Source organism: Corynebacterium faecium, assembly GCF_027257105.1.
Taxonomy (GTDB): domain Bacteria; phylum Actinomycetota; class Actinomycetes; order Mycobacteriales; family Mycobacteriaceae; genus Corynebacterium; species Corynebacterium lehmanniae.
In genome coordinates, this window is sequence record NZ_JAPYJX010000006.1 from 128,844 (window position 1) to 153,962 (window position 25,119).

The window sequence follows — 25,119 nt, forward strand, 5'->3', positions numbered from 1 at the left end:
TTGGAGTCTACGCGGCCCTAGCCCTGCCAGCGCTCGCGGTCGGCTTCTTCGCCGGTGCCGTAGTCGTACTCGTCGATCAGGCCGCGGCGGGCCTGCGACGCACGCTTGCGCTCCGCCGCGGACGTGCGGTCCGTGCCGCCCAGGCGCGCGTCCTGGCCGCGGCCGGCCAGCGTCGGGTCGCCGCCGATGGTCGGCTCCCAGTCGAACGAGATCTCGCCGATGGTGACCGTGTCGCCCTCGCGGGCACCGGCCTTGCGAAGCATGTCCTCCACGCCTGCCTTGTTCAAACGGTCCGACAGGTAGCCGACGGCCTCGTCGTTTTCGAAGTCCGTCTGGCGCACCCAGCGCTCCACCTTTTCGCCGGTGACCAGCCAGCCTTCCGGGTACATGGGGTCGCGCACGACCTCCACGCCGCCGTCCTCGCCGCGTCGGCTGAGGGCTTTGGGGCGGATGACCTGTGGTTCGTCGATAGGCATAGTGCGACGCTTCTTGCGGGTGCGCTTGACGATGTCCCACAGCGCCCACTTCAGCTCGTCGAGGCCCTCGCGGGTGGCGGTGGAGATCATGTACACCGGCCAGCCGAACTTCTCCTCGATGTCCGCGCGGAGAAACTCGGCGAGCTCCTTGGCCTCCGGGATATCCATCTTGTTCAGCACCACCAGGCGCGGGCGCTCGCGCAGGTCGCCCAGGCCGGAGTCCATGTCGAGCGCGTCGGCGTAGGTGTCCAGCTCGTGCTCGAGCGCCTCGATGTCGGAGATCGGGTCGCGGCCCGGCTCCATCGTCGCCACGTCCACGATGTGCGCGAGCACCGCGGTGCGCTCAATGTGGCGCAGGAAATCAAGGCCGAGGCCCTTGCCTTCGCTCGCGCCCGGGATCAGGCCGGGCACATCCGCGATGGTGAACGTGTCGTGGCCGACGTTGACCACGCCCAGGTTCGGCGCAAGCGTGGTGAACGGGTAGTCCGCGATCTTCGGCTTCGCTGCGGAAACCACGGAAATGAGCGACGACTTGCCTGCCGACGGGAACCCGACCAGGCCCACATCCGCCATCGACTTCAGCTCCAGGATCAGGTCGTGCGCCTCCCCCGGCTCGCCCTTCAGCGCGAAACCGGGGGCTTTGCGTTTCGCCGTCGCCAAGGCGGCGTTGCCCAGGCCGCCGAAGCCGCCCTCGGCCGCGATGAAGCGGGTGCCCGGGACGGTCAGGTCCGCGAGCACCTCGCCGTCCTCGCTGCGCACCACCGTGCCCACCGGCACCTCCAGCACGAGATCTTCGCCGCGGGCGCCGTTGCGCCAGTCGCCGGCGCCGTTCGCGCCGCGCTGCGACTTGATGTGCGGGCGGTACTGGAAGTCCAGCAGGGTGTGGACCTGGGTGGACACCTCAAGCACGATGTCGCCGCCGTGCCCGCCGTTGCCGCCGTCCGGGCCACCGAGCGGTTTGAACTTCTCGCGGTGGACGGACGCGCAGCCGTGGCCGCCGTCGCCTGCTTGCAGGTGCAGGGTTGCGCGATCAACGAATTGGGCCATGGTGGGTTTTCCCGCCTTTCTTTAGGACACGGACGATGATATGCAAAAAGCGCCGTCGGCCCGAATGGACCGGCGGCGCCTACGCTTCGCGGTTACGCGGTGGCGGTTGCCTCTTCGGCGGTGCCTTCGTCGACAACGCCTGCTGCCTCGGCCTGCTCGAGGACCTCGGAAGCGACGCCCTGGCCGTCGGCCGGGACGATGTTGACGATGCGGCGCTTACGCTTGATGCCGAACTGGACGGAGCCTGCGGTCAGTGCGAACAGCGTGTCGTCGCCGCCGCGGCCGACGTTGTCGCCCGGGTGGAACTTGGTGCCGCGCTGGCGGACGAGGATCTCGCCGGCCTTGACCTGCTGGCCACCGAAGCGCTTCACACCGAGGCGCTTGGACTCAGAGTCACGACCGTTCGAGGAGCTGGATGCACCCTTCTTGTGTGCCATTGTTCAAATTCTCCTATGTGTTTACTTGATGCCGGTGATCTTGACGGTGGTCTGCTGCTGGCGGTGGCCCTGGCGGACCTTGTAGCCGGTCTTGTTCTTGTACTTCAGAATGTCGACCTTCTTGCCCTTGCCGTGCTCGACGATCTCTGCGGTCACGTTGACCTTGGACAGTGCGTCTGCGCCGGAGGTGACGTCTGCGCCATCTACGAGAAGGATCGGGGTGAGTTCGACCTTGTCGCCTGCTTCACCCTCAAGCTTCTCGACCTTGACGAGGTCGCCCTCGGCAACCTTGTACTGCTTGCCGCCGGTCTTGACGATCGCGTACATAGAGGGTTACCCCTTATCTCTACTCGCCCGCCCCCTGCATGCTCGGAGGCGGAAATGGAACAGTTTGAGCGTTTCGGGGCCGATGGTGAGCCTGCCGTGCCCGCATGCGTAGGCAACGAGGCGGCACGCCCCGAAACAGCGACTCGGCAAGACTACACCGGCACCCTGCGCTTTACCAAACCGCGTTAGCTGCTGCGGCGTGTGGCGCGCCTGCGTCCGCGCCGCGGGGATGCCTTTGCTTCTCGACGGCGCTCCGACTGCCCCTCTTCCTTCTTCGGCCTTTCCTTCTCGGCCGCGCGGGCGTTGGCGGCTGCGGCGGACGTGGCGTTGGACTTGCGCACTGCGCGTCGGCGGCCCCGGCGGCCCGCCGCCGGCTTCTCCTTTTCTGCCGGCTCAACCTTCTTGGCATCCGAGTCGGCTACTGCTGCGGTGGTCTCCTCGGCGGCGTCCTGGTAGTCCTCGCGGCGCGGGCGGTGATCCGAGCGGGAGTTGCCGCGGGTGCGGCGCTTGCGGCGCGGCGAGTTGTCGAACTCGTCCACCGCTTCCTCGAAGCTCTGCTGCGGGGTGTCCTGCGTGTCCGCCGGGCGCTCGTCGCGCTGCTCCTGCGCGTCCGTCTGGTCCGTCCGGTCCGTCTGGGGGCCGCGCCCACGGTTGCCTCCGCGGCGGCCGCGGCGGCGCGAGGAACGGCGGCGCGGCTCGGAGCTGTCGTCGTCGACGTCGGAATCCGCAGCGTCAGCGGAGTCGCTGTCGTCGCTGAAGATCGAGTTGAGCAGGTTGTCCATCTCGTCTTCGTTGAGGTGCTTGCGCTTGGAGCGGCGCGAACCGCGCGACGGCTGCTCGTCGCGGCCCGAGTCGCGCCCGGTGTCGTGCTCAGTGTCGTGCTCCGCCTCGGCGGGCTTGTTGCGGCCGCGGGAGGAGCGGTGCTCGTCGTCACGCGAACGGCGCTTGGAGCGCTCCTCGCGCCCGCGCTCGGAGTAGGGGTCGTGCTCGACGGGGTCGTCGGAAACGATGATGCCGCGGCCGCCGCAGCACTCGCACTCGGTGGAGAAGGTCTCCAGCAGGCCGTTGCCCAGGCGCTTGCGGGTCATCTGCACCAGGCCCAGCGAGGTGACTTCGGAGACCTGGTGGCGGGTGCGGTCGCGGCCGAGTGCCTCGTTCAGGCGGCGCAGCACGAGCTCCTGGTTTTCGGGCAGGATCATGTCGATGAAGTCGATGATGATCATGCCGCCGATGTCGCGCAGGCGGATCTGGCGCACGATCTCCTCGGCGGCCTCCAGGTTGTTGGAGGTGACCGTCTCCTCCAGCGAGCCGCCGGAGCCGGTGAATTTGCCGGTGTTGACGTCGATGACGGTCATGGCTTCGGTGCGGTCGATGACCAGGGTGCCGCCGGACGGCAGCCACACGGTGCGCGACAGCGCCTTCTGCAGCTGCTCGTCGATGCGGTGGACCTCGAAGGCGTCCTTGCCGTCGTGCTTCGAGCGGTCGAACTTCTCCAGGCGGTCCAGCAGGTCCGGGGCGACGGACTGCACGTAGGCGTGCACGGTGTTCCACGGCTTGCGGCCGTCCACGATCAGCGACGTGAAGTCCTCGTTGAACAGGTCGCGCACGACCTTGACCAGGATGTTCGGCTCCTCGTAGAGGGTGACCGGCTTCGCGCCCTTGGAGTTTTTCTCCTTTTCCGCCTGGTTCTGGATGGCGGTCCACTGGTTGTGCAGGCGGTTCACGTCGGCCGCGATGGCCTCTTCCGGCACGTTCTCGGCTGCGGTGCGGATGATCGCCCCGCCCTTGCCGGGCACGACGTTGTTCAGGATCTCCTTCAGGCGCTTGCGCTCCGGCGCCGGCAGTTTGCGGGAGATGCCCGCGCTGCGGCCGCCCGGCACGTACACCAGGTAGCGGCCGGCCAGCGAGATCTGGGTGGTCAGGCGCGCGCCCTTGTGGCCGACGGGGTCCTTGGTCACCTGCACCAGCACCTGGTCGCCGGATTTCAGCGCCTGCTCGATGCGGCGCGAACGCCCGCCCAGCCCGGCGGCTTTCCAGTCCACCTCGGAGGCGTAGAGCACGCCGTTGCGGCCCTGCCCGATGTCGATGAACGCGGCCTCCATGCTGGACAGCACGTTCTGCACGCGGCCGAGGTAGATGTTGCCGATCATGGAGGACTGGCTTTCGGCGGTGACGAAGTGCTCCACCAGCAGCCCGTCTTCGAGCACGCCGACCTGGGTGATCTTGCCGTGGCCGTCGTGGCGGTCGCGCTCGCGCACCACCATGTGGCGCTCCACGGACTCGCGGCGCGCCAAAAACTCGGCCTGGCTGACAATGCGGGAGCGTTTGCGCTGCTCTTCGCGCTTCTCGGTGCGGCGGCGGCGCTGCGCCTCCAGGCGCGAGGAGCCTTTGATCGCCTTCGGCTCTTCGATGACTTCGGGCTCTTGCGTATCGACGTCCTCCGGCGAAGCCTCGTCGTCAGGCTTGGGCTCCTTCTCCTCGCTCGGGGCAGCCTGGCGGGTGGCGCGGCGGCGCTTGCGCTCCGGGGCCTTGAAGACGGGAGCGCGGTTGGTTGTCTCCTCCGGCACGGGGGTGATCTCCGGCTCGACGTCGGTGAGCGGGCCCTCGCGCAGGTCCGCCTCGACCTTCTCCTCGATCTGGTGGATCTCGTTTTCCACGTCCTTGCGCACGCGCTGGCGGATCTTCTCGTCCGCGGCGTCGTCGGCGGTCTCGTCGCCGGTGGTGTCTGAGGCGGCGGCGTCGGCGAGCGCGTCGAGAAGCTGCTCGCTCTCAGCGCGCGTCAGCGTGGATTGCGCGACCTTGACCACCCCGAGCTCCGACAGCGCCACCACGAGCTCTTTCGACGGCACGCCGAGGGCCTTGGCCAGGGTGAACACGCGGGTTTTCTCCGCGAGCTGGGAGCGGTCGAATTCGGCATAAATATTCTTGTGACCAGCCAATGTGCGTCACTCTCCAATTTTGCTCAGCCGCAACCCGCCGGGGTGTGCCGGGCGCTGGCAAAACGGTGCCGAAGCGGCCGCGCGGCGAACCCCACGGTGCGGTACATGTGAAAGTTTCCTAGCACCGCCAGGCGGCGCTTGCGCTCCCCATTGTGGCACAGCGGGGCAGTGTTTACTTCTCGGCCAGTCGCAGAAGGTCGGCCACCGCGGCCACGGGGGCGTTCTCGTGGGATTCGGTCAGGGCGGTGCCCACCACGATTTGCAGCACACGCGCGGCGTTGAAATCCACGCCGGCGCGCTGCAGCAGCTGGGAGATGAGCTCCTTCAGTTCGCTGAGGGTGCGGCCGACAAAGTCGCCGACCTCGCCGGTTTCGCGCTGCGCCTCCACAAACGCGGAGATCACGGCGCGCGCCCGCTCCGGCTGGCCGCACGTCACCACCGCGACGGCCGCCTCCGCCAGGTTCACCGGGTCTGTCAGCGCCTCACCCTCGGCGGTTGCGCGTTTGAACGCGTCACGCCGGCCCTGCTCCAGCCGTTCGAAGCAGGTAGCCACAAGTTTGTCGCGCGTGGAGTAGTAGTAGCCGATGGATCCCACCGGCACCGACGCCGCCGCAGCGACCTGGCGGTGCGTCACCCCTTTGAGTCCCTCCGAAAGCAGCAGACCGATCGCCGCATCCAGGATCGCAGAGCGCTTCTCCACCGCTCGTGCCTGTTCGCTGCGAGATGCCACCACCATCTCCCTTTCTCACTATGCGGATTACATGCGACTCTATTTATACAACAATTGATCCCGCGTGATTCTAATTCCCCCCGTCCAAGGCGTGAAAAACACCGCAGCCGGGTGGCTGCGGTGTTGGCTACGTGCACTTAGAGGTTCGGGAACCAAATTCCGATCTCGCGCTCGGCGGACTCCGGCGAGTCCGAACCGTGGACAACGTTCTCCGCCACGGACAGCGCGAAGTCGCCGCGGATGGTGCCCGGGGTGGCCTTGGCAACCGGGTCGGTGCCGCCGGCCAGCTGGCGCCACGCCTCGATGGCGCGCTCACCCTCGACAATGCCGGCAACCAGCGGAGCGGAGGTGATGAAGTCCACCAGCTCGCCGAAGAACGGCTTGTCCTTGTGCTCTGCGTAGTGCTTCTCAGCGGTCTCGCGGTCTGCAGTGCGCAGGTCCAGCTCCACTAGCTTCAGGCCCTTGCGCTCGATGCGGGAGATGATGTCGCCGACGTGGCCGTTTGCAACACCGTCGGGCTTGATCAGGATCAGAGTACGTTCAGTCATAGCCCAAAATCTTACCCCAAAGTCGTGGTTAAGCCTCGCGCACGATGCGCGCCGCGTCTTCCGGCGTGGTGTTGCGGAACCACAGCTGCACCTGCTGCACCGCCAGCTGGAAGTTCCCCTCCGCCTTCATGCGGTTGACGGTGGCTCGCTGCTCGTCGTCAAGCTCGGGCGCAATCTCCTCGCGGCGCGTGTATTGCTCGTAGAACCCGAGCACCAAAAACAGCCCGGCGGCGACGATCGCCGCGGTGCCCACCCACCCGGGCAGGGTGGTGTAGACGGTAACCACCGCGACGATGGAGAACACGGCGGCCAGGGCAAAACTCACGATGCGCATGGGCCATACCGTAGCCTTGTTGCCCATGGTGCACAGCTCTCCCCTGCCGGATGTCGCGCTGCCAAATACCGCGCTCGACCGCCTGGTCCCGCGCTCGGGTCTGCCCGCCATCACCGAGTACGACACCGGACGCACCGTCTCCTACGCCGAGCTGGGCGCGCTCGCCGACGCCGCCGCCACCCGCCTGCGCAACCGCGGCGTGGGCCCGGGCAGCGTGGTTGAGCTGCGCTTGCCCAACTCGATCGACTTCGCGGTCGCCTTGCTCGCCGTTTCGCGCACGGGTGCGGCGGCGTGCCTTGTCGGGCATTCGCTTATCGACGCCGAAGCGTCCCGGTTGTCTGCCCTCGCCGGCGCCACCCACCGCGTCGAGCCGGACGATCTCGCCCCCGGCCCCGCCGACGCGTTCGCGCCCGCGGACCCTGACTCGGTGGCCGCCATCCCGTTTTCCTCCGGCACCACCGGGCTGCCCAAGGGCGTGGAGCTGACGCATCGCTCGATTACCGCCAACGCGGTGCAGTTCAACGCGGCGCTGGCCGCCAGCGGCATCGGCGCGGGCACCCACGTGGCCGCTCCCCTGCCGTTTTCCCACATCTACGGGCTGAACACGCTGCTGCTGTCTTCGCTGGCCGCGGGCCGGCACGTGTTCACCGCCGCGCGCTTCGACCTCGCCGAGTTCGCCCGCGCCCACCGCGAGCACGCCATCGAGCTGAGCTTCATCGCCCCGCCGATCGCGCTGGCGCTGGCGAACTCGCCTGCCGTCGACCCGGCCGATTTCGCCGCCTGCGCCCACATGGTCTGCGGCGCCGCCCCCTTGGACGAGGCGCTGGCGCGCCGCGTGGAGGACCGCCTCGGCACGGTCATGCTCCAGGGCTACGGCACCACGGAGTCTTCGCCGGTGACCCACGTCGGCATCGCCGGCAGATCCAACCCGGGCACCATCGGCTTCGCCATCCCCAACACCGAATTCCGCGTGGTGGACTTAGGCACCGGCGCGGAGCTTCCCGACGGCCACGACGGCGAGCTGCACGTCCGCGGCCCCCAGGTCATGCGCGGCTACCTCCACAACCCTAAGGCCACCAGCAACGCCATCGCGGACGGCTGGCTGCGCACCGGCGACATCGCGCGGGTGAACCCGGACGCCACGGTCACGGTCGTGGACCGCGCCAAGGACGTGTTCAAGTACCACGGGTTCCAGATCGCCCCGGCCGAGCTCGAGGCGCTTATGCTCACGCACCCGCAGATCGATGATGTGGCTGTGGCCGAGCGCGGCGGCGTGCCGAAGGCTTTCGTCGTAAAGCAAGGGCCCTTGAGCGAAACCCAAGTGATGGAGTGGGTGGCGGCTAGGGTGACCGCCTACAAAAAGGTGCGCGCCGTGGCGTTCGTGGAGGCGATCCCCCGCAACGCCGCCGGCAAGATTTTGCGCAAGGACCTTTAAGTGCCCAGGTGTTGGGTGGTGAGGTAGCCGCCGCGCATGCGCTGGACAATTTCGGAGCGCATGCGGATGACGAAGTACCAGACAATGCCGAAGATGATGCCCACCGCCGTGACGGACCAGTGGATGAAGAAGCCGAAGATCAGCGGGATCTGCAGCGCCAGGTCGATCCACAGCGCCGCCGGCTTCTTCTGGAAGAACGCCATGACCACATGCGCCAGCCCGATGACGGTGACGTAGACCCAGTTGAAGGTGGTCCAGTGCTCGCCGCCGTCGACTTTCAGGATGACGGTGAGGATGAGCAGGACCGTGATGGCCTCCATGATCAGCGTGCCGGCGAGCACGCCGGTCAGCCCCGACAACGGGTCCTTGACGGGCGCCTTGCCGGGGCCGAGCGGGCCCATCTGCTGCTTTTTGGGTGTCATTGCGGGTCCTTTCCAAACATGGCGCGGGCCTCGCCGGCGGTGACCACCGAGCCGGTGATGATCACGCCGGAGCCGGACTGCACGCCCACCTCGGCGAGCGCTTCCTCCGCCAGCTCCACGGCGAGTTCGTAGGCGGACGGCAGGTGCTCCTCGACGTGCACGCGCTCGTCGCCGAAGACCTCGCGTGCGGTTTCCGCCAGCTCGTAGGCGTCCGTGGCGCGCGAGGAGCTGTTCTGCGTGATCACCACCTCGGTGAGCACGGGCTCGAGGGCCTCCATGATGCCCCGGGCGTCCTTGTCGCCCAAGATGCCCAGCACGCCGATGAGGCGCGTGAAGTCGAAGTCGCGCTCCAGCGCCGCCGCGAGCGCCTTCGCGCCATGGGGGTTGTGGGTGGCGTCGATGAAGGTGGTCGGGGTGGCGCGCACGCGCTCCAGGCGTCCCGGCGAGGTGGTGGCGGCGAAGCCCTCGCGCACGGTGTCCGCGTCGAGCGTGCGTTCTGACGACGCGCCGAGGAACGCCTCCACCGCCGCCAGCGCCACCGAGGCGTTGTGGGCCTGGTGCGGCCCGGACAGCGGGATGAACACCTCCGGGTACTCGCCGGAAAGTCCCTTCAGCGTGAGCGTCTGCCCGCCCACGGCCACCTCGGAGGCGGCCACGCCGAACTCCTGGCCGAAGCGGGCCACCGGCGCGCCGATTTCCACCGTGCGCTCCAGAATCACGCGCATCGCGTCCGGCTCCTGCTGGCCGATCACGGCCACGGCGTCCGCGCTGCGGATGATCCCGGCCTTCTCGCCGGCGATTTCGGCGATGGTGTCGCCCAGGTAGGTGGTGTGATCCAGGCCGACGGGCATGATCACGTCCACGTCCGCGTCGACGACGTTGGTGGCGTCCCAGGTGCCGCCCATGCCGACTTCGACCACGGCGACGTCGACAGGCGCATCCGCAAAGGCCGCGAACGCGAGGCCCACCATGACCTCGAAGTAGCTCATGGGCACACCGGTGCGCTCGTCCACCATCTGGATGTACGGCTCGATCTCGCGGTAGATGCGCACGAAATTCGCCGGGTGGATCGGCTCGCCGTCGATGCCGATGCGCTCGGTGACGGACTGCAGGTGCGGACTCGTCGTGCGGCCCACGCGGTTGCCGAACGAGCGCAGCAGCGACTCCACCATCCGCACCGTGGATGTCTTGCCGTTGGTGCCGGCGACGTGGATGACCTTGAAGGACTTCTGCGGCTCGCCAAGGAAATCCATGAGCAGCTCGATGCGCTCCAGCGACGGGTCGATGTCCGTCTCCGGCCAGCGGGCGGTGAGCTCCGCTTCCACCTGCGCGAGCGCGACGAGGTCTTCCTCGCTCACGCCGCGCGGGGCGAGCGCGTCGTCCTCGCGCCCCTCCCCCGGCGCGCCGAGGTTGAGCGTCAGGCCAGTGTCGGTCTGCTGGATGTCGTACTGCTCCGGAAGTTCGGGCAGCTCGAAATCATTGTCTGCCACTTAGGCCTCCGGCAGCTGTTCCAGGCGGGCGGTGACGCGCTCGAACTCTTCCTGCGCGACCTGCTGGCGGACCTTGATCTTCTCCACGACCTGCTCCGGCGCGTTGGCCAGGAACTGCTCGTTGGCGAGCTTGCCGCCGGTGGTGTCCAGCTCCTTCTGCGCCGCGGCGAGCTCCTTTTCCAGGCGCTTGCGCTCCGCGGCGACGTCCACGGTGCCGGAGGTGTCCAGCGCGACATCGAGGTTGGCTTGGCTCAGGCGCATTTCAATGCTTGCCGACGCGCTAAAGTCCTCCCCCGGCTCCTCCACCCTGGCAATCTGGCGGACCACGTCTTCGAGCTCCGCCAGGTCCGCGGACGCGAAGTCCACGCGCGCCGGCACCTTCTGAGAGGGCTTAACACCCTGGTCGGAGCGGAAGCGGCGCAGCTCGGTGATGAGCTTGATGGCGTCCTCCACGCGGGTGCGGGCCTTCGTGTCGGTCTCGGCGCCGCCGTTGGTGTCGTCCGCGGTCGGCCACGGCGCGATGGTGACGGTTTCCTCGCCGGTGAGCGCCTTCCACAGCACCTCGGTGACAAACGGCATGGTCGGGTGCAAAAGGCGCAGCACGACGTCGAGGACGCGGCCGAGCACGACCTTGGTGGTCTCGCCCTGCTCGCTCTCGCCGTCCCGTGGGATCTGGGTCTTGGCGATCTCCAGGTACCAGTCGCACAACTCGTCCCACGCGAAGTGGTAGAGCAGCTCGTTGGCCTTGGCAAACTGGTAGTCGTCCAGGTAGGCGTCCACCTTGGCGCGCACTTCCTCGGCGCGGTCCAGGATCCAGCGGTCCGCGTCCGTGAGCGCCTCGCGCGCCGGCAGTTCGCCGACGTGCGCGCCGTTCATCAGCGCGAACTTGGTGGCGTTAAACAGCTTGGTGGCGAAGTTGCGGGCGGCGGTGGCGTGGTCGTCGCCGATCGGCAGGTCCACGCCCGGGTTCGCGCCGCGGGCCAGGGCGAAGCGCAGCGCGTCCGCGCCGTACTGCTCGACCCAGTCCATCGGGTCGATGCCGTTGCCCAGGGACTTGGACATCTTGCGGCCCTTTTCGTCGCGCACCAGGCCGTGCAGGTACAGGTGCTCGAACGGAATCTGGGGGCGGCCCTCAGCGCCCTCCCCCAGGATCTCGGGGGTTTCCTGGCCGGCGAAGGTGCCGAACATCATCATGCGCGCCACCCAGAAGAACAGGATGTCGTACGCGGTGACCAGCACGGTGGTGGGGAAGAACTTCTCCAGCTCCGGGGTCTTTTCCGGCCAGCCCATGGTGGAAAACGGCCACAGGGCGGACGAGAACCAGGTGTCCAGCACGTCCGGGTCCTGCTCGTAGCCTGCCGGCGGCTCCTCGTCCGGGCCGACGCAGACCACGTCGCGCTCACCGTTTTCGTCCTCCGGGCCGTACCAGATCGGGATGCGGTGGCCCCACCACAGCTGGCGCGAGATGGTCCAGTCGTGCATGTTGTCCACCCAGTCGAAGTAGCGCTTCTCCATGGATTCCGGGTGGATCTTGGTGTCGCCTTCGCGCACCGCGTCGCCGGACATCTTCGCCAACTCGTCGACCTTGACAAACCACTGCAGGGACAACCGCGGCTCGATCGGCTCGCCGGAGCGCTCCGAGTGGCCCACGGAGTGCACGTACGGGCGCACCTCCTTGACAATGCGGCCCTGCTCCGCCAGCGCCTCGCGCACGGCCACGCGGGCGTCTTCGCGCGTCATGCCGTCGAAACGGGTGCCGGTATCGGCGATGCGCCCCTTCTCGTCCATGATGATCGGCATGTCCAGGTTGTGGCGCAGGCCCATCTCGTAGTCGTTCGGGTCGTGCGCCGGGGTGATCTTCACGGCACCCGTGCCCAGTTCCATGTCCACGTAGTCGTCCGCGATGACCTCAATTTGCAGGTCCTCGCGCAGCGGGTGCGGGAACACCTGGCCGATCAGGTCGGCGTAGCGCTCGTCGTCGGGGTGGACGGCGATCGCGACGTCGCCAAGCATTGTTTCCACACGGGTGGTGGCCACGACCAGGTGCGGCTCGTCGTCGTTCAGCGAGCCGTAGCGGATGGAGACGAACTCGCCCTCGACGTCCTTGTACACCACCTCGATGTCGGAGACAGCGGTTTCCAGCACCGGCGACCAGTTGACCAAGCGGTAGTCGCGGTAGACCAAGCCCCGGTCGTAGAGCTGCTTGAAGATGGTCTGCACGGCGCGCGACAGGCCGTCGTCAAGCGTGAAGCGCTCCCGCGACCAATCCACCGAGTCGCCGATGGCGCGCATCTGCGTGGTGATCGTGCCGCCGTACTGCTCCTTCCACTCCCACACGCGCTCGATGAACTCCTCGCGCCCGTAGTCGTAGCGGTCCTTGCCCTCTTCCGCCTTGAGCTTGGCTTCCACCTTGGTCTGGGTGGCGATGCCCGCGTGGTCCATGCCCGGCAGCCACAGCACCTCGTAGCCCTGCATGCGCTTGCGGCGCACCAGGGAATCCATCAGGGTGTGGTCGAGGGCGTGGCCCATGTGCAGCTGGCCGGTCACGTTCGGCGGCGGCAGCACGATCGAGTACGCGGGCTTGTCCGAGGCCGGGTCCGCCGTGAAATAACCGGCGTCTACCCAACCTTCGTACAGGTCGCGTTCGTGGGCGCTGGGTTCCCACGACTTGGGCAGGTCGTTCGCAAGATCGTTCTGAGTCACGCGCCCTATCTTAACCAGCGCCCTAACACAGCTTGTCGGCGATGGCGGCTTCCTCCCGCAGGGCCTCGATGTTGGCGTTGATGCGGGTCCTTTGGTCGTCGGAAAGCTCGAGCCCCTCGACGAGACGCCAGCTGCCGTCGCTGACGGCCGGGAAGCCGAAGACGAGGCCAACGTCGACGCCGTATTCGCCTGTCGACGGCAACGCCACCGTCGCCCACCGCCCCCCGGTGCCCTGGACCCAGTCGCGCATGTGGTCCACGGACGCCGACGCCGCAGAGGCGGCCGAGGATTTGCCGCGCACGTCGATGATCTCGGCGCCGCGCTTGGCCACCCGCGGGATGAACTCGCCGGTGTACCACTCGCGGTCCACCTCAACCGGGTTGCCGCCCGCGGTGGCGTAGGTGACGTCCGGGAACTGCGTGTCCGAATGGTTGCCCCACACCACGAGGCGCTCAATGCTTCTCGACGGCACGGACAGCCGGTCCGCCAACATCGATTGCGCCCGGTTGTGGTCCAGGCGCATCAACGCGTTGAAGCGGTCTTTGGGCACGTCGGGCGCGGCCTTGGAGGCGATGTAGGCGTTGGTGTTGGCCGGGTTGCCCACCACCAGCACGCGGATGCCGTCGGCGGCGCCGTTGTTGATGGCCTTGCCCTGGCCGATGAAAATCTGGCCGTTTGCGACGAGCATGTCCGAGCGGGACTCACCCTTGCCGCGCGGCTTCGCGCCCACTAGGAAGGCGGCTTCGGCGCCGTCGAAGGCCTTCACTGCGTCGTCGGTGACCTCGATGGAGTTCACCAGCGGCAGCGCGGAATCCGAAAGCTCCATCGCGGTGCCCTCGGCGGCGCGGACCGCGTCTGGGATTTCTAACAGGGTCAGATCCACCGGCTCGTCGCCGTAGACGTTGCCAGCGGCGATGCGCCACAGTAGGGAGTACGCGATGTTGCCGGCGGCGCCGGTGACCACGATCTTTGCCATGTGTCTTGCTCCTTCACTCAAGCGGCTTGTGTGTTGCATCACGGTAACTTACCCCCGGCCGGGGCGGAATTTCAGCGCTATGCGTCCGGGAGCGGACATCTGGTGCACGATTGAGAGGTATTTCGAGTGAAAGGGGACGGACGTGACCGACGGTGCCGACGCGACCTCTGGGGCGCCATCCCCCGACGCCGTCGTCCACGCCGCCCTCGTCGCGTTCGCCCGCAAAGGCTACTCGGGCGCGAAGATGGAATCCCTGGCCAAGAAAACCGGCATGACCAAGCGGATGATCCACTACCACTTCGGCGACAAGCGCGGCCTCTACACCGTCGCGCTGCGCCTTGCGCTGGAGCAGCTGGCCCCGCCCGAGAACATCCTCAACCGCTCGCACGCCGTGCCGGTGGAAGGCATGCGCCGCTTCGTCGACGCGCTCTACCACGCGTTTTTGCACAACCCCGATGCCGTGCGCCTGGTGCTGCGCGAAAACCTGGACCCAGAAGTTAAGGCGGAGGACGCGTCAATGCTCGCCGGCGTGCGCGAGGTGAGCCTGCACGCCGAACGGCTCCTCCTCGCCGGCCAGGACGCCGGCGCCTTCCGCCCCGGCATCACCGCAGTTGACCTGCTCGCCCTGATTTCTTCGCTGTGCTTCTACCGTGTCGGCAACGCCGCCACCGCCAAGCACGTCTTCGGCGTGGACGCGGAAAGCCGCCGCAACGTCGACGGCATGCGCCGCATGGTCATCGACGCCGTGCTGGCGTTTTTGACCTCCAACATCTCGTACTCCGGCTACGAGTCCTACCTGGAGGCCGCCCCGGCACCCGCCGAGGACGCGGAGCCGGACGAGCTATTCGATATCTACGGCGACGAAGGCTGGATCGTCTAACGGCCCGTCGCTAAGCAGACTGCTTTTCTTCGGCCTCGATGTACTTCGGCTCCTCCGTGCCGAGCGCCACGGCCTCGTCGACGACGACCTCGGCGACGTTCTCGCGGTCCGGCAGCTCGTACATGATGGGCACGAGCAGCTCCTCCATGATCGCGCGCAGGCCGCGGGCGCCGGTCTTGCGCTCCGCCGCCTTATCGGCGATCACGCCGAGCGCCCCGTCGGTGACGGTCAGCTCCGCGCCGTCCATGGCGAACAGGCGCTGGTACTGCTTGACCAGCGAGTTCTTCGGCTCCGTAAGCACGCGCTTCATCGAATCACGGTCTAGGTCGTTCACGTGCGCGAGGATGGGCAGGCGGCCGATGAACTCGGGGATCAGGCCGAACTTGACCAAATCGCCCGGCTGCACCTGGGCCAGCAGGTCCGCCTCGTCGCGCTGCTCCTTCGAGTCAATCTCCGCGCCGAAGCCGATGCCCTTCTTACCCACGCGCTCCGCGACCACCTTGTCCAGGCCAGCGAAAGCACCTGCCACGATGAACAGGATGTTCGTGGTGTCCACCTGGATGAACTCCTGGTTCGGGTGCTTGCGCCCGCCCTGCGGCGGCACGGACGCGGTGGTGCCCTCCAGAATCTTCAGCAGGGCCTGCTGCACACCCTCGCCGGAGACGTCGCGGGTAATGGACGGGTTCTCGGACTTTCGCGAGATCTTGTCCACCTCATCGACGTAGATGATGCCGTGCTGGGCGCGGTTGACGTCGAAATCCGCCGCCTGCAAAAGCTTCAGCAGGATGTTCTCCACGTCTTCGCCGACGTAGCCGGCTTCGGTGAGGCTGGTGGCGTCCGCGATGGCGAACGGGACGTTGAGCATGCGCGCCAGCGTTTGCGCCAGGTAGGTCTTGCCGGAGCCGGTGGGGCCGAGCAGGAGGATGTTGGACTTGGCGATCTCCACGTCCTCGTCGCGCTTGCGGCTGGACACGTTGGACGTCTCGGCCTTGATGCGCTTGTAGTGGTTGTACACCGCCACAGCCAGGGTCTTCTTCGCGGTGTCCTGTCCGATGACGTACTCGTCCAAAAACGCCGTGATCTCGCTCGGGCGCGGCAGGCGGTCCGGGTCGTCCGCGTCCTTCGTGTTCTGCGCGCCGGCGAGCTCTTCCTCGATGATCTCGTTGCACAGCTCGATGCACTCGTCGCAGATGTAGACGCCGCCGCCGGCGATGAGCTTGCGCACCTGCTGTTGGCTCTTCCCACAGAAAGAGCACTTGAGCAGGTTCGCGCTGTCGTGCGTAGTTGCCATATGCGCCTATCTACTCCCGTCTTCGGTCAATCCCCACCGAGTGTAATGCTTGCGTCAAACCGTACCCGCCGCGCCGACACAACTGTCACGCGCGTGCGAAAATGGGGCCCATGACGCTTCTTCACACGCAAGAATTCGGCACCCCCGACGGCGAAGCGGTGGTGCTGCTCAGCTCCATCGCCACCACCTCTGACGCCTGGTCCGAGGTCATCCCCGCGCTTTCCGGCTACCGCGTGATCACCGTCGACCACCGCGGCCACGGCGGCTCCGGCGTGCCCGCCGAGCGCCCAACGGAGGTGGGCACGCTCGGCCGCGACGTCCTCGCCGCACTCGACGAGCTCGGCGTGGATCGCTTTTGCGTCGTCGGCGTCTCCCTCGGCGGCGCGATCGCGCAGTGGCTCGCCGCGAACAGCGGCCGCGTAGACAAGGCCGTCTTCGCCGCCACCGCCACCTTCCTCGGCGGCGAGGAGGCATGGGAGCAAAAGATCAACACCGCGCTTCACGACGGCACCTCCGGCCTGACCTCCACCCTGATGGGCAACTGGTTCACAGAAGCTTTCCGCGCGGAACACCCGGAGGTGGTGCAGCGCGTGGCCGACATGATCGACTCCGTCGACGACGAGGGCTACGCCCACAACGGCGCCGCCCTTGCCACCTGGGATTTCGCCGACGAGCTGGGCAAGATCACCTGCCCGGTGCTCACCATCGCGGGTGCCTCCGACCCGACCTGCCCGCCCGAGAAGCTGGCCGAGATCGCCGCCGGCGTGGCCGGCCCGTCCCAGTCAGTGGTGGTGGACCCGGCCGCCCACCAAGTGGCCATTGAGAACCCGGAAGAATTCAACACCGCACTAACGCGGTTCCTCGGAAACTAATCCGCTAGCCTGTACACGTTAAAGCACCGCGCCCCGAAAGGAACCGATCCGTGAATCGCAGCCGCACACTTTCTGCCTTCGCCGCAGCCGCCCTCGCCGCGTCGCTGCTGGCCGGTTGCTCGGACTCCGGCGCGGACGTAGAGCCCCTGGCGGAACCCATGCTGGACTTCCCGCAGACCAGCACCACCGCCACCCCGACCCCGACGACCACCGAGGCCGACGATGAAGAGGAGACCACCACCTCCTCGTCCACCACGACGAAGTCCTCGTCGAGCTCGTCGTCCAAGTCGTCCACGCGCACCTCCACGAAGTCGAGCTCCAAGCGCTCGGAGTCCCGCAGCTCCAACAACTCAGGCTCCGACAACGCAGCGCGCGAGCCGGAGCCGGTGCGCGAAACCATCGTCGACGACCGCCCCGGCGCCACCTGCGCATGGCCCACCCAGGGCGCGTCTTCCGGCAACCAGGAGTACAGCACCTTCTGCGACCGCGAATGGGCCCGCACCGTCACCTCCGACGGCCAGGACTACTACTGGGCCGCCCAGGGCCAGGGCTGGGTCTCCGTCGACCCCGTCACCACCGACGAGGGCGGCATCTGCTGGGCTCGCGAGGACTTCGAAACCGCGCCGGAGGCCATCCGCAACGCCGTGGCATTCTGCGACCCGGCGTCCGGGGAGGCTGAGGAGTAGCCGGAGGTTTCGTCGCAAAGCAAAATGCGCCCGGAAGTGAACCGGGCGCATTTTTTGTGGGCGCTTAGCCGTTGAGCTTGCGGTAATCGAAGACCTGGTCGATGATCCCGTAATCCACAGCCTCGGAGGCGGTGAGGATCTTGTCGCGGTCCGTGTCAATGCGGACCTGCTCCGACGTGCGGCCCGTGTGGTGCGCGAGCGTGTCCTCCATGAGGCGGCGCATGCGCTCGATCTCCGCGGCCTGAATCTCCAGGTCGGACACCTGGCCCTGGGTGCCCTGGGTCGCCGGCTGGTGGATCAGCACGCGCGAGTTCGGCAGCGCGGCGCGCTTGCCCGGCGCACCAGCGGCGAGGATCACCGCGGCTGCCGACGCGGCCTGGCCCAGGCAGACAGTCTGCACGTCCGGGCGGACGTACTGCATCGTGTCGTAGATAGCCATCAGCGCGGTGAACGAGCCGCCCGGGGAGTTGATGTACATGGTGATGTCGCGGTCCGGGTCCTGGGACTCCAGCACCAGAAGCTGCGCCATGATGTCGTTCGCCGACGTGTCATCCACCTGGGTGCCCAGGAAGACAATGCGCTCCTCGAACAGCTTGCCGTACGGGTCGATCTGCTTCGTGCCGAAGCTCGTTTCCTCCAGGAACTGCGGCAGCACGTAGCGGGAGTTGGGCATCTGGAAAGTCATAGTGGGTGTCTCCTTAATTCCTCGTGTGCCTTAGTTCTCGCCGATGGAGTGCTCGCCAGCCTGGGCCGCATTCTCAATGACGTGGTCCACGATGCCGTACTCCTTCGCCTGCATAGCGTTGAACCAGCGGTCGCGGTCCGAATCCTTCGTGATCTGCTCAAAGGTCTGGCCCGTGTGCTCCGCGATGAGCTGCGCCATCTCGCGCTTCGTCTCCGCGAACTGCTCCGCCTGAATAGCGATGTCGGCTGCCGTGCCGCCGACGCCCGCGGACGGCTGGTGCATCATAATCCGCGCGTGCGGCAGGGCGTAACGCTTGCCCTTCGTGCCGCCCGAGAGCAGGAACTGGCCCATCGACGCCGCCAGGCCCATGCCGTAGGTGGCGATGTCGCACGGGGAGTACTTCATCGTGTCGTAAATCGCCATACCGGCGGTGACGGAGCCGCCCGGCGAGTTGATGTAGAGGTTGATGTCGCGCGTCGGATCCTCCGCCGACAGCAGCAGAATCTGGGCGCAGAGCTTATTGGCGATCTCGTCGTCCACCTGCTGGCCCAGGAAAATAATGCGCTCCCGGAGGAGACGCTCATAAACGGAATCTCCCAGGTTCATGCCTTGGGTCGGGGAAGTCATAACAGACGCTCCTTTGCTAGTTCATCCGGTAACGCCACTACCCTACTCGGGTGATTCTGTAACTCCGAGCCTGTTCGCTACCGGCGTACGGGTCGGTGTTTGGGGCGGGTTCCTGACAGATTACGGCGGGCGTTTGCGGCGACCTGGGGCGATCGGGGCAGCCTGACAGATTCTGCCGCGAAGCGTCTTGGCGCGGGTGGTTGTGCGGGATAGTTCACCGGCGGATGAACCATCTTGCATCGGGGTCACGCGCGACCTGGGCCAAGTGAACTATTTGCCCGTCCAGTGCCTACAAGTTCACGAAACCGGCCCGGCCGAGTGAACAATCCTGCAGGAATGACAAAAGCGGCCGGGGCAACACCATGCCCCGGCCGCTAAGAGAACGGCTTAGTTCTCCTCGGACTCCTCAGCCTCGTCCTCCTCGATCTCGCCGAAGTACTCGTTCGGGTCAACCTTGTTGCCGGCCTCGTCCTCGACCTGGGTGCGGGAGATGGCGATGGCCAGGGCCTTGCCGCGGCGCACGTCGGAGAACAGGTTGGCAATCTGGCCGGACTGCTGCAGCTGGGCCACGAACTGGTTCGGGTCCATGCCGTAGGACTGCGCGGTGAACAGGATGTGGTCGGTCAGCTCCTGCTGGGAGACCTCCGGCTGCTCCTGCTCTGCCACAGCGTCGAGGAACAGCTGGGTGCGCACGGACTCTTCGGCCTGCTCGCGGGACTGCTTGTCAAACTCCTCGCGGGTCGTGCCCTGCGCCTCGAGCAGCTGGGCGAACGCGTTCTCGTCGTGCGCCATCTGGCCCAGCAGCTGGTGGAGCTGGTTGTGCACCTGCTCGTCCACCACGGACTCCGGCAGGGCAAACGTGGACTCTGCCAGGGCGACCTTGAGCACCTCGTCGCGGATGTCCGCGGCCTGCTTGGCCTTGGCGTTCTCCTCAACCTGCTCGCGGGTGGAGTTGCGCAGCTCCTCGACGGTGTCGAACTCGGACGCCATCTGCGCGAAGTCGTCGTCGAGCTCCGGCAGCTTGCGCTCCTTGGTCTGCTGGACGGTGACCTTCACGGTGGCCTTCTCGCCCTTGTGCTCGCCGTACTGGATCTCGGACTCGAACTCTGCGTCCTCGCCGGTTTTCAGACCGCGCAGCGCGGTGTCCAGGCCCTTCATCAGGTCGTCGGCGCCGACGCGGTAGGTCAGGCCCTCGGCGGAAGCATCGTCGAGCTTCTCGCCGTCGACGGTGGCCTCGAGGTCGATGATGGCGAAGTCGTCGGTCTTCAGCTTGCGCTTGGTGTCCTTGAGCTCACCAAAGCGTTCACGGAGGGTGTCCAGCTCGGCGTCGACTGCTTCGTCGTCAAGCTTGAGCTCCGGAACCTTCACGGAGATCTTGGAGAAGTCCGGCACCTCGATCTCCGGGCGCACGTCGACCTCGGCGGTGAACTCGACGACGTCGTTGTCCTCGATCTTGGTGATCTCGATCTCCGGCTGGCCGAGCGGGTTGATCTCGTTTTCCGCCAGGGCCTGCTCGTAGCGGGTCGGCAGCATGTCGTTGACGACCTGCTCCAGGATCGGGCCGCGGCCGAAGCGAGCGTCGATGAGCTGGCGCGGAGCCTTGCCACGACGGAAGCCCGGGATGTTGACCTGCTGGGCGATGGCCTTGTAGGCCTGGTCGATTTCCTTGCCCAGCTCGTCGAACGGCACGCTGACGTTGAGCTTCACGCGGGTGTCGCTGAGCTTGTCGACGGAAGTCTTCACGGATTTCTCCTGTACTAGATCGAAACAACGTTTGTCAGATGTTTATATGTGGCGGGCCCGCGAAACCACGGGCCCGCCTTGGTCGGGGCGACAGGATTTGAACCTGCGACCCCCTGCTCCCAAAGCAGGTGCGCTACCAAGCTGCGCCACGCCCCGTTGCGGTAAAACCGCACGGTATGAACCACATTCGTTGAACGTGTGTAGTTCAGAACAGTCATTGTAGCGGTGCTTCAATCACCGTCCGCATTGAGGGCACAAAAACACCGGCCCCGCAACCGGAACCGGTGTCATGTGTGGAGGGAATGACGGGAATCGAACCCGCGTCTTCAGCTTGGAAGGCTGAGGTATTAGCCACTATACGACATTCCCAAGCGCCGAAATCTGCAGCGCTGTGCGGAACTTTAGCGCAGGCGTATGCGTTGAACCAAACACGAACGAAATTTTAGGAGGAGTCATGTTCACCCTGTTGCTCATTTTCTTGATGGTCGGCGCGTTGGTGATGTTGCCGAACATGAGCGGGCAGCGGCAGATGCCACAGTCGCGGCGCCAGGTGGCAAGGCAGCAGCAGCTGTCTTTCGACGACGCGTACGCCGACGCTAAGCGGTGGACCGACCGCTTGGGCTCGCAGGTGCTGAACCTCTCCGGCAACGACACTGCGTCACAGCAGGCGATGGCCGACGCCTCCGAGCGCTTCAACGCGGCATCCGCCGGGCTGAGCGAGGCGCGTTCTGTCAAGCAGGCGATGCTCGCGCGCGAGTCCGCGCTGGAGGGCCTGCACTACGTTAACGCGGCCCGCGAGATCATGGGGCTGCCCGCCGGCCCGCAGCTGCCGGAGCTGGAGGGCCAGCGCCAGGCAGGGCGCGTGACCGAGCAGCGCACCGTCACGCAGGAGGACGGCACGCAGGTCATGGCGTCGCCGCACGCCACCACGCAGACGCCGCACTACTACCCCGGCGGCGCCGTCGCGGGCCGCCCGGTGCCGGCCGGCTGGTACTCCACCGCGTGGTGGGGCCCGGCGATGATGACCGGCGTGTGGGCGGCGAGCTCCATGATGTTCTACTCCGCGATGTTCGCGGGGATGTCCGGCGTGGCGTCTGCAGAGGCGTTTGAGGCCGGCGGGCTCGGCGAAGGCATGGACGGCGCCGGCGAGATGGGTGACATGGGTGACATGGGCGATGCCGGCGGCGACTTCGGGGACTTCGGCGGGTTCGGCGACGGCGGCGGCTTCGACTTCGGGGGATTCGACTTTTAGCCGTGCGTTACACTGCACAGCGATCGCGAACCCCAGAAAGCTCAAGAGCAAGGAGTGGCCGTGCGCATTGCTGTGCTGCTGAAAGAAGTGCCGGACACGTACAGTGACCGCGAAATGAACCTGGAGACGGGTTTGACGGACCGCTCCGGCGACGTCGTCGCCGACGAGGTCAGCGAGCGCGCCGTCGAGGCCGCGCTGCGCATCGCCGAAGCCGGCGAAAACATCGAGGTCGAGATCTTAAGCGTCGGCCCGGAGTCCTCCGCCGATTCGGTGCGCCGCGGCATCGCCATGGGCGCGAGCGAGGCCTACATCGTCTCCGACGACGCACTCACAGGCGCGGATGCGACGTTGACTGGTGAGGTGTTGGCGAAGCTCGTCGAGAAGCAGGGCTACGACCTCGTCATCGCGGGCGCCGAGTCTTCCGACGGCGGCACCGGCGTGGTTGCCCCCTTCATGGCCGAGCTGTTGGACTGGCCGGTGCTGACCAACCTCACCGAGCTCACGCTCGAGGGCGAGACCGTGCGCGCCACCCAGGCCTCCGACGCCGCCACCGCCCAGCTCGAAGCGCAGCTGCCGGCCGTGGTGTCCGTCGCCGACGAGTTCGCGGACCCGCGCTACCCCAACTTCAAGGGGCTGATGGCCGCGAAGAAGAAGGAGCTGCGCACCGTCACCCTCGCCGAGCTCGGCGTGGACCCGGAGGATTTCACGCACCCGCGCGCCATCATGACCAGCATCGAGCGCCGCCCGGAGCGCGAGCGCGGCGAGATCATCGACGCGAACTCCACCGCCGCCGCCCGCCTGGTGGACTTCCTCGAATCCAAGAACCTCATTTAAGGAGCAGCCATGACCCAGATTCTTGTTGTCCCGGACCGCTCCTTCGACGGCTCGGTCAGCCCCGTTGCGGCCGAGCTCATCGGCGCCGCGTCCGCCGTCGGCACCCCGGTGGTGCTGGCGTCAGACCGCGCGCACGCAGAGGAGTTGGGTGCGCTCGGCGCCGCGGTGGTGCTGGTGTCCAACGCCCCGCTTATCGACGCAGCTACCGCCGCCTTCGACGAACTCTTCCCAGCAGCCGTCCTGTTCGCCCACACCGTGCGCGGGCGCGAAGCCGCCGGCCGGTTCGCCGCACGCACAGGCAGGGCGCTACTCACCGACGCGGTGTCTGTGAGCCGCGACGACCAGGGCATTGTCACCGAGCACCAGAACTTCGGCGGCGTCTACACCGCTTCTGCCGCGGCGACGCACTCCGCGCCGGTGATCACCCTGCGCAAGGGTGCGGTGGAAACGCGTGCGGAGGCGGCCACGCCTGAGGTGCGCGAGTTGGAGGTGGCGCCGACGGGACGTCGAGAGGCAGAAGTGCTCTCCGTGACCCCCGTCGAGCGCACCTCCGACCGCCCCGACCTGCTCACCGCCGACAAGGTGGTCGCAGGCGGTGTGTCCTTGGGCGACGAGGACATGTTCGAAGACCTCGTTGGCGGGCTTGCCGACGCGCTGGGTGCCGCCGTCGGCGCCACCCGCTCCGCCGTTGACGAAGGCCAGGTACCGTACGAGGCGCAGATCGGCCAGACCGGCGTGATGGTCAGTCCGAAGCTCTACATCGGCGTCGGCATCTCCGGCGCGGTGCAGCACCTGGTGGGTATGCAGACCGCCGACACCATCGTGGCGATCAACTCCGACGAGGACGCCCCGATCTTCGACATCGCCGACTTCGGCATCATCGGCGACCTGTTCGACCTGGTGCCGGACATCATCTCCGAGATTGAGGCGCGCAAGTAATGCAGGTAGAACTCCGCCGAGGACTGCCGCGAGTGCCAGGCGGCGAGCCGTGGCCGCCGGCCGGCACCGTCGACGTTGCCGACGCGCCGGTTGAGGCGGCGCAGGTTGAGGCCGCGCCGGCGCCGGTCTCCGACGACACCGTCGAGGTGCCGCTGCGCCGCGGCCTGCCGCGCGTGCCGGGCGGCGAGCCTTGGCCGCCCGCTGGCACCGTGAAGGTTGCCGTGCCCGCCGGTGCCGCCGCAGAACCCGCCGCCGTTGACGACGCGGAGTCGGCGCACACGGTCGAGGTGCCGCTGCGCCGCGGCCTGCCCCGCGTCGAGGGCGGCGACCCGTGGCCGCCCGCCGGGACCGTGCGCGTCGCCGCCCCGGCACCGGAAGCTGAGCCCGAACCGCATCCGGAAACCGAAACAGAACCCGCTGCGCCTGTGGCGGCGACGGTGGTGGACGACGCTGTCGCCAAGACGGCCCCCGAGCCAGCCCCGAAACCGGTTCCGAAACCGGCCCAGCAGCCGGCACCCGCGTCGGCGACGGCGGGGAAACCGGAGGGCGTCGCAAGGCAATGGCTCCCATGGGCGATCGGTGCGCTACTGCTGCTCGCCGCGGCGGTCTTCGGCGCTCGCTGGTTTGTCGGCACCGAGACCGGCGCCGGTTTCATCGAGCGCTACGACGGCATCCAGCCGCTGCCGGATAATGCCCCCGTGGGCTTCCCTGCGTGGCTGAACTGGGCCCACTTCTTCAACATGTTCCTCATGGCCCTCATTGTGAAAACGGGCCTTGACGTTCGCCGCGAGAAACGCCCCGACGCCTACTGGCAGCCCAAGAAGGGCGGCAAGAAGATCTCCGTGACACTGTGGCTGCACCAGGTGCTGGACGTCGCCTGGGTCGTGCTCGGCGTCGTGTTCTTCGTGCTGCTGTTCGCCACCGGGCAGTGGATGCGCATCGTGCCCACCAGCTGGGACGTGTTCCCCAACGCGGTGTCCGCGGGGTTGCAGTACCTCTCGCTGGACTGGCCAGATGAGAACGGGTGGGTGTACTACAACGCCCTGCAGGAGCTGTCGTACTTTGTCACCGTGTTTGTGGCGGCGCCGCTGGCCATCGCGTCCGGTTTCCGCATGAGCGGAATGTGGCCCGCCTCCTGGAAGGCCGTCCCGGTGTCGTGGGCGCGGGCGGTGCACTTCCCCACCATGGTTTACTTCCTCATCTTCGTCGCCGTGCACGTATTCTTGGTCGCCGCAACCGGGTTGCGCGGCAACCTCAACGCCATGTTTGCCGCGCGTGACGACGCCTCCGGATGGCTCGGCCTCATCCTCTTCCTTCTCGCCGTCGCGGTGACGGCCGCCGGCTGGTGGGCGGCCCGACCCTCTGTGGTCACGCCGGTGGCGCAGGCCACGGGCAAGGTGACGCGCCGCTAGGCTGGCACACCTTTTCGGGGTAGCCAGCCTAGCC

General features: G+C 67.1%; 23 protein-coding genes and 2 tRNA genes. 8 read left to right on the forward strand and 17 right to left on the reverse strand.

Annotated elements, in window-relative coordinates:
• Nucleotides 1–17: 17 nt before the first annotated feature.
• The 7 genes from obgE to O5O53_RS08140 form a co-directional block, all read right to left on the reverse strand.
• A complete protein-coding gene (gene obgE, locus O5O53_RS08110; RefSeq protein WP_269511175.1) occupies nucleotides 18–1,523 on the reverse strand; it encodes a GTPase ObgE in 1,506 nt (501 codons plus the stop codon).
• A gap of 92 nt (nucleotides 1,524–1,615) precedes the next feature.
• Nucleotides 1,616–1,960 carry a 50S ribosomal protein L27 gene (gene rpmA / locus O5O53_RS08115; RefSeq protein WP_181888931.1) on the reverse strand — a complete coding sequence of 115 codons (345 nt, stop codon included), beginning with the start codon at nucleotides 1,958–1,960 and terminating at the stop codon, nucleotides 1,616–1,618.
• 21 nt (nucleotides 1,961–1,981) lie between these two features.
• Nucleotides 1,982–2,287 carry a 50S ribosomal protein L21 gene (rplU, locus tag O5O53_RS08120; protein ID WP_181888932.1) on the reverse strand — a complete coding sequence of 102 codons (306 nt, stop codon included), beginning with the start codon at nucleotides 2,285–2,287 and terminating at the stop codon, nucleotides 1,982–1,984.
• Between the two features lie 185 nt (nucleotides 2,288–2,472).
• On the reverse strand, nucleotides 2,473–5,226 hold the full coding sequence (locus O5O53_RS08125) for a translation initiation factor IF-2 N-terminal domain-containing protein (RefSeq protein ID WP_269511178.1): 2,754 nt from the start codon (nucleotides 5,224–5,226) through the stop codon (nucleotides 2,473–2,475).
• A gap of 172 nt (nucleotides 5,227–5,398) precedes the next feature.
• Nucleotides 5,399–5,956 carry a TetR/AcrR family transcriptional regulator gene (locus tag O5O53_RS08130; protein WP_269511180.1) on the reverse strand — a complete coding sequence of 186 codons (558 nt, stop codon included), beginning with the start codon at nucleotides 5,954–5,956 and terminating at the stop codon, nucleotides 5,399–5,401.
• 137 nt (nucleotides 5,957–6,093) lie between these two features.
• Nucleotides 6,094–6,504, reverse strand: coding sequence for a nucleoside-diphosphate kinase (ndk, locus tag O5O53_RS08135; RefSeq protein ID WP_034998207.1), 411 nt, complete (start codon nucleotides 6,502–6,504; stop codon nucleotides 6,094–6,096).
• Nucleotides 6,505–6,532: 28 nt separating this feature from the next.
• The gene (locus O5O53_RS08140) at nucleotides 6,533–6,838 is read right to left on the reverse strand and encodes a hypothetical protein (RefSeq protein WP_269511183.1); all 306 of its coding nucleotides are present in this window, start codon (nucleotides 6,836–6,838) and stop codon (nucleotides 6,533–6,535) included.
• A gap of 25 nt (nucleotides 6,839–6,863) precedes the next feature.
• On the opposite strand from O5O53_RS08140, the gene O5O53_RS08145 reads away from it, so the two are divergent.
• Nucleotides 6,864–8,273, forward strand: a complete 1,410-nt coding sequence (locus tag O5O53_RS08145; RefSeq protein WP_269511186.1) for an AMP-binding protein — start codon at nucleotides 6,864–6,866, stop codon at nucleotides 8,271–8,273.
• Here O5O53_RS08145 and O5O53_RS08150 read toward each other — a convergent pair.
• From O5O53_RS08150 to O5O53_RS08165, 4 genes are read right to left on the reverse strand one after another with little or no spacing between them, the layout of a single operon-like run.
• On the reverse strand, nucleotides 8,270–8,695 hold the full coding sequence (locus tag O5O53_RS08150) for a DUF4233 domain-containing protein (protein ID WP_269511189.1): 426 nt from the start codon (nucleotides 8,693–8,695) through the stop codon (nucleotides 8,270–8,272). The genes O5O53_RS08145 and O5O53_RS08150 overlap by 4 nt on opposite strands.
• The gene (gene folC, locus O5O53_RS08155; protein WP_269511192.1) at nucleotides 8,692–10,185 is read right to left on the reverse strand and encodes a bifunctional tetrahydrofolate synthase/dihydrofolate synthase; all 1,494 of its coding nucleotides are present in this window, start codon (nucleotides 10,183–10,185) and stop codon (nucleotides 8,692–8,694) included. Before folC ends, O5O53_RS08150 begins: the two co-directional genes overlap by 4 nt.
• Nucleotides 10,186–12,888 (reverse strand): valine--tRNA ligase, encoded by a 2,703-nt coding sequence (locus tag O5O53_RS08160; RefSeq protein ID WP_269511194.1) that lies wholly within the window; start codon nucleotides 12,886–12,888, stop codon nucleotides 10,186–10,188. It lies immediately after the preceding gene.
• A gap of 22 nt (nucleotides 12,889–12,910) precedes the next feature.
• A complete protein-coding gene (locus O5O53_RS08165) occupies nucleotides 12,911–13,864 on the reverse strand; it encodes a malate dehydrogenase (protein ID WP_269511197.1) in 954 nt (317 codons plus the stop codon).
• Between the two features lie 142 nt (nucleotides 13,865–14,006).
• Between O5O53_RS08165 and O5O53_RS11755 the strand changes: the two genes are divergently transcribed.
• Entirely contained in the window at nucleotides 14,007–14,744 is a 738-nt protein-coding gene (locus tag O5O53_RS11755; RefSeq protein ID WP_269511201.1) for a TetR/AcrR family transcriptional regulator, read from the forward strand.
• A gap of 10 nt (nucleotides 14,745–14,754) precedes the next feature.
• Here the strand turns inward: O5O53_RS11755 and clpX are convergent, their stop codons facing one another.
• A complete protein-coding gene (gene clpX, locus O5O53_RS08175) occupies nucleotides 14,755–16,035 on the reverse strand; it encodes an ATP-dependent Clp protease ATP-binding subunit ClpX (protein ID WP_269511204.1) in 1,281 nt (426 codons plus the stop codon).
• Between the two features lie 110 nt (nucleotides 16,036–16,145).
• On the opposite strand from clpX, the gene O5O53_RS08180 reads away from it, so the two are divergent.
• The gene (locus O5O53_RS08180; protein ID WP_269511207.1) at nucleotides 16,146–16,907 is read left to right on the forward strand and encodes an alpha/beta fold hydrolase; all 762 of its coding nucleotides are present in this window, start codon (nucleotides 16,146–16,148) and stop codon (nucleotides 16,905–16,907) included.
• 50 nt (nucleotides 16,908–16,957) lie between these two features.
• Complete coding sequence (locus O5O53_RS08185) at nucleotides 16,958–17,593, forward strand: hypothetical protein (protein WP_269511210.1); 636 nt, start codon at nucleotides 16,958–16,960, stop codon at nucleotides 17,591–17,593.
• A 64-nt stretch (nucleotides 17,594–17,657) separates the two neighbouring features.
• Here O5O53_RS08185 and O5O53_RS08190 read toward each other — a convergent pair whose 3' ends face one another.
• The 5 genes from O5O53_RS08190 to O5O53_RS08210 all read right to left on the reverse strand — a co-directional run bounded on the left by O5O53_RS08190 (nucleotide 17,658) and on the right by O5O53_RS08210 (nucleotide 21,017).
• Complete coding sequence (locus tag O5O53_RS08190; RefSeq protein ID WP_034998194.1) at nucleotides 17,658–18,278, reverse strand: ATP-dependent Clp protease proteolytic subunit; 621 nt, start codon at nucleotides 18,276–18,278, stop codon at nucleotides 17,658–17,660.
• Nucleotides 18,279–18,308: 30 nt separating this feature from the next.
• Nucleotides 18,309–18,905: an ATP-dependent Clp protease proteolytic subunit gene (locus O5O53_RS08195; protein WP_181888944.1), complete on the reverse strand. Its 597-nt coding sequence runs from the start codon at nucleotides 18,903–18,905 to the stop codon at nucleotides 18,309–18,311.
• A 387-nt stretch (nucleotides 18,906–19,292) separates the two neighbouring features.
• On the reverse strand, nucleotides 19,293–20,648 hold the full coding sequence (gene tig, locus O5O53_RS08200) for a trigger factor (RefSeq protein WP_269511213.1): 1,356 nt from the start codon (nucleotides 20,646–20,648) through the stop codon (nucleotides 19,293–19,295).
• Nucleotides 20,649–20,727: 79 nt separating this feature from the next.
• Nucleotides 20,728–20,804 (reverse strand) — tRNA-Pro (locus O5O53_RS08205).
• A 138-nt stretch (nucleotides 20,805–20,942) separates the two neighbouring features.
• Nucleotides 20,943–21,017: transfer RNA gene (locus O5O53_RS08210), tRNA-Gly, on the reverse strand.
• Between the two features lie 85 nt (nucleotides 21,018–21,102).
• Between O5O53_RS08210 and O5O53_RS08215 the strand changes: the two genes are divergently transcribed.
• The 4 genes from O5O53_RS08215 to O5O53_RS08230 are packed head-to-tail and all read left to right on the forward strand — an operon-like array spanning nucleotide 21,103 to nucleotide 25,085.
• Nucleotides 21,103–21,900: a DUF1542 domain-containing protein gene (locus O5O53_RS08215; protein WP_269511216.1), complete on the forward strand. Its 798-nt coding sequence runs from the start codon at nucleotides 21,103–21,105 to the stop codon at nucleotides 21,898–21,900.
• A gap of 60 nt (nucleotides 21,901–21,960) precedes the next feature.
• A complete protein-coding gene (locus O5O53_RS08220) occupies nucleotides 21,961–22,734 on the forward strand; it encodes an electron transfer flavoprotein subunit beta/FixA family protein (RefSeq protein WP_269511219.1) in 774 nt (257 codons plus the stop codon).
• A gap of 9 nt (nucleotides 22,735–22,743) precedes the next feature.
• Nucleotides 22,744–23,673 (forward strand): electron transfer flavoprotein subunit alpha/FixB family protein, encoded by a 930-nt coding sequence (locus O5O53_RS08225; protein WP_269511222.1) that lies wholly within the window; start codon nucleotides 22,744–22,746, stop codon nucleotides 23,671–23,673.
• Nucleotides 23,673–25,085 carry a cytochrome b/b6 domain-containing protein gene (locus tag O5O53_RS08230; protein ID WP_239306217.1) on the forward strand — a complete coding sequence of 471 codons (1,413 nt, stop codon included), beginning with the start codon at nucleotides 23,673–23,675 and terminating at the stop codon, nucleotides 25,083–25,085. The genes O5O53_RS08225 and O5O53_RS08230 overlap by 1 nt, the downstream gene beginning before the upstream one ends.
• Nucleotides 25,086–25,119 lie beyond the last annotated feature (34 nt).